Source organism: Streptomyces sp. sk2.1 (genome assembly GCF_008120935.1).
GTDB lineage: Bacteria > Actinomycetota > Actinomycetes > Streptomycetales > Streptomycetaceae > Streptomyces.
On sequence record NZ_RDBO01000184.1, the window covers coordinates 1 to 6047 of the forward strand.

4 protein-coding genes are annotated in these 6047 nt (G+C 74.6%); 2 read left to right on the top strand and 2 right to left on the bottom strand.

Features of this window, described 5'->3' with window-relative positions; genetic code table 11:
* Positions 1–13: 13 nt before the first annotated feature.
* Positions 14–664 (bottom strand): response regulator transcription factor, encoded by a 651-nt coding sequence (locus tag EAO76_RS42220; RefSeq protein WP_148841520.1) that lies wholly within the window; start codon positions 662–664, stop codon positions 14–16.
* The gene (locus EAO76_RS42225; RefSeq protein WP_148841521.1) at positions 652–1773 is read right to left on the bottom strand and encodes an ATP-binding protein; all 1122 of its coding nucleotides are present in this window, start codon (positions 1771–1773) and stop codon (positions 652–654) included. The genes EAO76_RS42220 and EAO76_RS42225 overlap by 13 nt, the downstream gene beginning before the upstream one ends.
* Positions 1774–2159: 386 nt before the next feature.
* On the opposite strand from EAO76_RS42225, the gene lanL reads away from it, so the two are divergent.
* Positions 2160–5021, top strand: a complete 2862-nt coding sequence (gene lanL / locus EAO76_RS42230; protein WP_148841522.1) for a class IV lanthionine synthetase LanL — start codon at positions 2160–2162, stop codon at positions 5019–5021.
* On the top strand, positions 5018–6047 hold a 1030-nt coding region (locus EAO76_RS42235; RefSeq protein WP_399463759.1), incomplete at its 3' end, for a hypothetical protein. The genes lanL and EAO76_RS42235, both read left to right, overlap by 4 nt.

The window sequence follows — 6047 nt, forward strand, 5'->3', positions numbered from 1 at the left end:
GGGCTCATGGGGCTCATGTCGGGGGGATGCCGGGGTGCACCCAGCCGTCCTCCCGGACCCGCAGGGCCAGGTCGATCTTGGTGTAGGTCGGCCGTCCGGCGTCCTGGTACTTGGCCTTGACCCGGTCCAGGTAGTACTTCGCGGTGTTGGCGGTGATCCCGGCCCGGCGGGCGGTGGCCTTGAGGGTGAGCCCGGAGGCGTAGCCCACGAGCACCTCGCGTTCCTTCGGCGAGAGCTTCGGGCGGATGCCCTGGTCGCAGGCCCAGGCGAAGGCCAGCTCCGGGGAGTGCGCGGTGCCCCCGGCGGCGACCTCCTCGATCGCCCCGACGAGGACGGACAGGTCGTGGTCCTTGGTGAGGTAGCCGTCGGCGCCGTCCGCGATGGCGGCGACGATCCGGTCGCGGTCCGGCACCACACTGATCATCAGCACCCGGCTGCCGGCCTCCCGCAGCCGGCGGATGTTCTCGGCGGACGGACGTCCGTCGCGCAGGACGAGGTCCAGCAGGACGACATCGGCCCGCTCCCGCCACCCGTCGAGCAGCTCGTCCACCGTGCAGGCGCAGCCGACGAGCCGCAGCCCCGGGGCCCCGGCCAGCCAGGACCGGATCCCGTCGAGCAGCATCCGGTCGTCGTCGACCACGGCGACGGTGATCACCTCGGCCACCTCAGCTCCACGCTCACGCCCTCGCCGGGAGCGCTGTCCACGGTCGCGTGGCCCCCTATGCCGCGCATCCGCTCGTGCACGGAACGGGTGAGGCCGAGGCCCCCGCCGCCGCTCCCGGGCTCGAAGCCCCGTCCCCGGTCGACCACGGTGACCACCAGCCGGCCGGAGTCCCCGGTGACCGTCAGATAGGCGTGGCCGGTGCCCGCGTGGCAGCGGACGTTGTTCAGCGCCTCGGTCACGGCTTGGGCGAAGGGCAGGGCCACGTCGCCGGGCACCCTGGGCGGTTCGTGGTACCGGGCGGTCACCCGCAGCCCGAGCGCCTCCGCGGCCCGCACCGACTCCTCCAGTGCGGCGAGGAGCTCCGAGTCGGCTCCCTGGTCGTCCGTCTGCTCGACCAGCCGTCTCAGATAGGCCGCCTCGCGGGCGCATCTTCGCCGCATCTCGGGGGTGTTGGCGTCGACGCCGCCGCCGGAGATGGCGGTCAGGGTGGCGAGGACCGTGTCGTGCAGCGCCTGGTGGTGGGAGATCCGCTCCGCGTACCTGGCACGGTGTGCCTCCGCGGCCAGGGCCCGCTCGTTGGCGGCGTCGAGCAGGGCGCCCTGCCTGCGGAAGTACCACCAGAGCACCCCGGAGACGACGGCCGAGAAGACCAGGGCGTTCAGATGACCCCCGGTCACGGCCGCGTCGGCGCCGACCAGCAGGTACCCGGCCAGGTGCGTCGCCACCAGGAGCGCGGTGGCGACGACGACCAGCCGGAGGGGGAGGGCGGCGGCCGCCATGGCCGCCGCGGATCCGCCCAGCAGCATGACCCAGGCGATCGAGGCGGGGGTGTGCGCCCCGCCCCATAAGTAGGCGCAGAACGGGAGCAGGCAGCCGACCACGGTCACGTCGATCCAGACGGCTCGGGGGACAAGTCGCCCGTGCCGCCCGGCAGTTGTGTGGACCACGGCGCTGGAGGACAGGGCCGCGACCAGGATCAGCCACTGGACCGGGCGATTCCACTGGTGCTGGACGACGCCGGCGATCCCGGCGACGAGATGGCTGCCCCGGTAGAGGGACGTGGCCAGAACCATGGAGGTCTGTGCACGGTGGAGCCCGGTTTCGTCCATGTACATGCCTTCCCGTTCGCTGTCCGCAACCCCCCAGAACGGGTGGTACACCGGTCCCTCGGTGCACCGTTAACGTCACCCATGGCAATCAGGGGGGCGCCTCACGGCCACCATATGCGCGGCCGCGCGGGAGCTCCCCCGAGAAATGCAGATAGCTGATCATTTTGCCCGATCAGTTCTGATACTCCCGTAGTTGACTCCTCATCAGGCGATGTGGACGACCTCTCAGGAACGGTGCCTCCCGGCCGGCCGCCGGATCGGACCACCACGCCCCGCACCCTCCGCGCCGGGCGGCCCCGGCCGACTCCCGGCACCCCTCCCGCCTCCTCGTCGTGGCAGCCCGACCGCTCCCGCACGCCCCGACGCCGCACCCGGAAGGAAAACCCGTGACCGCTGATGGCCAGGCACCCGGCGCCGATGGGTACTTCGTGGTGAGCACCGCCCTGCTGCCCGGAATCGTCGAGGGCGTACTGCACCGGCGCGGCGCCACGGGATGGGCCGTCGACCGGGGCGACTTCTGGTGCTCGGTCCGCCCCCGGGACCACCGCGGCGCGGAGCAGGGCTGGAAACTGCACCTGTCGGCCACACCGCTGTCCGCGGCCCTGGTACTGGCGGCGGCGTCCGAGGTGCTGATCGAGGAGCGGGCCTCGTTCAAGTTCGCGGGCAGCGTGGAACGCGTCGCCGAACTGACGGGCGGCCGGGCGGACCGGGGCGGCGGCGGCAAGTTCATCACCGTGTACCCCGACGACCCGGACCACTTCCGCCGGCTCGCGCGGCGGCTGCACGGGGCGACCTTCGGACTCAGGGGCCCCGGCATCCTCTCCGACCGGCGCTACCGCCCCGACAGCCTCGTCCACTACCGCTACGGGGTGTTCCGCGGCGTGCGCACCATGACCAACGACGGCGACGCGGACGTCAGGCTCCGCCGGCCCGACGGGGGGCTGGAGAAGGACCGGCGCCAGGCGTGGACGACCACACCGGACTGGGCCCCGCCGCCGTTCCCCGACGAACCGGCCCCCGCGAAACCACCGGCCCCCGCCGAGACCCCCCGGAAGAAGCCGGTGGTGCTGCTCAACGACCGCTACGTCGTCAGCAGGGCGATCCGGCACGCCTACAAGGGCGGGGTCTACCTCGCCACCGACCGCGACACCGGCCGGGAGGTCGTCGTCAAGGAGGCCCGCCCGTACGTGGGGGTGCGCATGGACGGCACCGACCTCCAGGACACCCTGCGCCACGAGGCCGAGATGCTGGACCTGATGGCGCCGCTGGGCCTCACCCCGGCCGGGATCGACCTCTTCTCCCAGGGCGGGAACCTCTTCCTCGTCCAGGAACGCGTCCCGGGGCAGACCCTGCGCGAGCGGATGCCGGAGCGTCCGGTGCGGGACATGGCGGAATTCCTGGGCCTGGCACGGCAGGTGGTGGACATCGTCGAGGGGGTCCACGGCACCGGCCACGTGCTGCGGGACCTCTCCCCGAACAACCTCATGATCACCCCCGACGACGAGGTGCGCCTGATCGACGTCGAGTACCTGGCCCGGCAGGGCGTCCCGGTCCGCCGCGGGTACACCCCGGGCTACGCCGGCCCCGAGATCAGCTCGCTGGTCGACTACGAACCCACCGCCCCCGAGTACGAGGGGGACCTCTACGGCCTCGGAGCCGTGCTGCTGCACCTGGTGGCGGGCGTGGACATGCTCCTCGTCCCCGACGGGCGCCCGGTCGGCGAGCGCACGGACGCGCTGATCGCCCTCGCGGTGGCCGACCACCCCTGGGCGCGCCCGCTGCTCCCCCTGCTGCTCGCGCTCTGCGCCCCCGACCCCGCCGAGCGGTGGGACCTCGCCCGGGTGCGGGAGGCGCTCGCCACCCCGGCGGAGAAGCTTGGGACGGGCCACGCGGAGCCCGCGGCCGGAACCGGTCACGCGGAGCCCGCCGCCGGGACGGGCCGCGCGGGAACCGCGACGGGGCCCGGGGCCGGCCCCGCCCCCGACCTGCGCATCGCCGACGGGGAACGCGACCGGCTGATCTCCGACGGCCTCGCGTACCTGCTCCGCACCCGGGGCACCGGCAACGGAGGACACCTCTGGCCGATCAACGGCTTCGGGGCCACCACCGACCCGCTGAACGTGCAGTACGGCGCGGCCGGAGTGCTGGCGGTCCTCACCCGGGCCGCCGCGACCGGCGGCGAAACCGGACTGCGGGACGGAACCGCGGAGCTGACGCAGTGGATCCGTGAGCGACTGGCCGATCCGTCCGCCGGACGGGCCGCCGACGGGACGACCCTGCCGGGGCTGCACTTCGGCCGCTCCGGCACCGCCTGGGCGCTGCTGGACGCGGCCCGCCTGCTCGGCGACGGGGCGGTGGAGGCGGAGGCGGCCGCGCTGGCCCGTACCGTCCCCGTCGACTGGCCCAACCCGGACATCTGCCACGGGACGGCCGGGGCGGGCATGGCCCAGCTGCACTTCTGGCGGACCACCGGCGACGCGGAGTTCCTCGACCGGGCGGCCGCCTGCGCGAAGACGCTCCTCGCCGCCGCCGAGGACCACCCCGCCGGAGTGATCTGGCCGGTCCCCGCCACGTTCGAATCGAGCCTCGCCGGGGCCCGCCACTACGGGTTCGCCCACGGCATCGCGGGCATCGGCGCCTTCCTGCTGGCCGCCGGACTCGCCACCGGCCGGGAGGACTTCGTCCGGGCGGCCCGCACGGCCGGCGACACCCTCGTGACGCTCGCCCGGGTCGCCGACGGGCAGGCCCGGTGGGCGGCCGGGGACCGCACCGCCGACGGCGTGGCCGGACAGACCCACTGGTGCAGCGGATCCTCCGGCATCGGCACCTTCCTGATCCGGCTGTGGCGGACCACCGGCGACGCGCGCCACCGGGACACCGCCGTGCTCGCCGCGGCGGGGGTACGACGCGCCATGTGGCTCTCCTCGCCCGCCGCCTGCCACGGCCTGGCCGGCAACGCGGAGTTCCTCCTGGACCTGGCCGCGATCCTCGGCGATCCCCACTACCTGGACCTGGCCCGGGAGCTGGCGCAGTGCATCCGCACCCGCACCGTGCTCAGGGACGGACTCCTGGTCGTCCCCGACGAAACGCTGGAGGCGGTCGTCGCCGGCTACCAGACGGGACTCGCCGGAACCCTCGGCATGCTCCTGCGACTGCGCGACGGCGGCCCCCGGCTCTGGATGCCGGACTCCCCACCACCGGCCGCCCCCGCCGGACGGGACGTCCCGCTCGTGGCCGGTGCGGCATGACGCGCCGCCCCGACCGGATCAGCTTCCGGTTCTCGGCACGGGCCCGCCACGCGGCCTGTCTGGTGAGCACCGCCGAGGGCGGGTTCGTCCCGGCCCGCTGGGACCTCGGCGGCGCGTCGCCGAGGTACCGGGAGGGCACCTCCACCGAGTCCACGGCGACCCAGGTCCTGCCGACCGACGACGGCGAACTGCTGTTGCTGCGCAGCGCGGTGGGCAGCGGACGCCATCGGCTCGCCCTGACCGGCCCCGACGGCGGGCCCGGCCCGGCCACGACGATCGCCGCCCGGGGGCTGCGGCTGGTCCCCGGCGGCCCGCCGGGCACGCTCGCCCTCGCCGTGGAGACCGACGCGGGAGGCCGCACCCGGGTGTGGCAGGTCAGGAACGGCCCCCTGCGCCTGGCCCACCCGGTGATGCTGCCCGGCCGCATCACCGGCCTCCTGCCGCTGGACGAGGAGGGAATCCGGTACGCCACCGACCTCGGCCGCCCCGACGGCTGCCGGCCGGTCGTCCTGAACCTCCGGGAGGGAATCGGAAGGGGACTCCTGCTGCCCGAGGGCGGACACATCCACCGGGTCCTGCTGTCGGCCCCGCGCTCGGGACTGCTGCTGACCGCGAGCGACCCCGGGGACGGACGGCTGCGGATCGGCCGCACCACCGTCGACGGCCGCACCGCCCTGAGCTTCCCCGAACGGCTCAACTCGCTCGACGGCTCGGTGTTCCCGCTCGCCGCCGACCCGGCGGGCGGACGCGTGGCCCTGCGGGTCACCAAGGGGGCCGCGGCGCGGCTGTTCCTGTACGACGTCGCCGAGGACCGGCCGTACCCCACCGAACTGCCCGCCGGAGCCCTCCACCCGGCCGCCGGGTCGGCGGCGAGCGGGAACACCGAGCCGTCGAGCGAGTTGAGCCGTTCGGGGAAGCTCAGGGCGGTGCGGCCGTCGACGGTGGTGCGGCCGATCCGCAGCCGTCCGTCCCCGGGGTCGCTCGCGGTCAGCAGCAGTCCCGAGCGCGGGGCCGACAGCAGGACCC

Excerpts from the sequence above, each read along its gene's own strand:
- EAO76_RS42225 (WP_148841521.1), bottom strand. The coding sequence starts at position 1,773 with ATGGACGAAACCGGGCTCCACCGTGCACAGACCTCCATGGTTCTGGCC.